Origin of the sequence: Rhizobium sp. YJ-22, from assembly GCF_029601685.1 — a bacterium.
In the GTDB taxonomy this organism is placed as follows: Bacteria; Pseudomonadota; Alphaproteobacteria; order Rhizobiales; family Rhizobiaceae; genus Metarhizobium.
The window spans coordinates 27,133-28,488 of sequence record NZ_JARRIR010000027.1 but is presented as its reverse complement, the minus strand read 5'-3'; the positions used below and the strand labels follow the sequence as shown (position 1 = coordinate 28,488).

1 protein-coding gene and 1 pseudogene are annotated in these 1,356 nt (G+C 56.1%); both read right to left on the bottom strand.

Going from position 1 to position 1,356, the window contains the following annotated elements:
- Nucleotides 1-32: 32 nt before the first annotated feature.
- A complete protein-coding gene (repB, locus tag P7F60_RS29200; RefSeq protein WP_277921054.1) occupies nucleotides 33-992 on the bottom strand; it encodes a plasmid partitioning protein RepB in 960 nt (319 codons plus the stop codon).
- A gap of 123 nt (nucleotides 993-1,115) precedes the next feature.
- A pseudogene (locus P7F60_RS29195) lies at nucleotides 1,116-1,356 on the bottom strand (plasmid partitioning protein RepA); the annotation flags it as partial.

Here is a 1,356-nt window from a genome sequence, read left to right as displayed (position 1 = left end):
GCTCTAACGATCCTTTCCTCGTTGGGTCTGACCTACTGCTTCGTTTTCTTGAACGAGGCGTAGATTTCAGGGAGCATCGACATCAGGTAGTCCCCGAATTCTGGAGCAGCCTTTTTGTCGATCATCAATGTCAGTGTGCGCTTGTCTTGGCGGAAGCTCGCGGCCTTTACGCCGTCATCAGCCTGCCAAGTCGTCGCAGCGGATTTCTCTTTCTTGACCTTTTTGGGCGCGGCAAGCTCAAAGACCCGCGCGAAGCGTTCGTCAGAGGGGAGGGCTTTCACTTCCTCATCGGACAGCTGCGCTCGAGCTCTGTCCGCGGCGTCATCCTTACCCAGCCGTGTGGCAAGTTCGCCCCATCTGTCGCGGCCGGTTTTCGGGGCAGCGCCAATGCCACGGATGATATCTGCCGGCAACTGCGTGGCCGCCTGGATCAAGCGAGACAGGTTGCTTTTGTCGACGGCAAGGGCAGCCATGATCACTGGCCGTTGAAACCCTTTTGCTTCGAGCTCAGCTGCGTAAAGCGCACGTTCGATAAACGATAGGTCCTGTCGAGCACTGTTCTCTTGGCCTTGAGCCAAAACAAGCTCATCGTCCGTCATCGTCCTGACGGCCGCTTTCACTTTGAGCCCTGCAGCCTTGACCGCACGAAGTCGCCGACGTCCGTAAGCGATTTGATAGCGTCCGTCGCTGGTCGGGTGAGGGCGGACGAGAATTGGGACCTGCTGGCCGTTCTCCCGAATGTTCCGGGCAAACTCCTCGAACTGCTCCCCATCTTCGTCAAGCCGGTCGATTACAGACGGAGCGTCAATGAGATCCGGATCAAGATCGGTGAGCGACTGAGACTTCAAAAGCTCAATCGAACGAGAAACAGCGCCGATTGCTCCACGTGGAGCATATTGAGGCGCGACGAGATCCTGACCCGTAGCCTCACCCTCGCCAGTGCTCTGTGCCTTAGGCACCGCAAGATCGGAAAGAAGGTGTTTCCTAGCCATTTTCTCTCCCTCTCTTCTCAGCGTCAACTGCCAAGACACCTATGGTTTCCAGGCGATTGAGCGCGAAGTTTCCGGCTGGCAACTTTGCAGCAGATGCGCAGGTAACATTGGTCAAGGTCGGCATTATTTTCGCCCCCACGACGTCTGAATCAACTGCTCGATTTCATTGTTCACGTTGTCGAGCGATTCCATCGCTCGGTCATATGTCGCCCTCGTAAACTGATCGCGACTAACCTCGTACAGGGTCTGTTTGGTGATACCAGCGTCGGAAATCGCGGTGCTCTTGAGCATCGGGTGATTGAGAACGTGATCGCCGAACATCGTTCGCATGAACGAGACCATCTGGTTTTGGGGGCCATCGCCA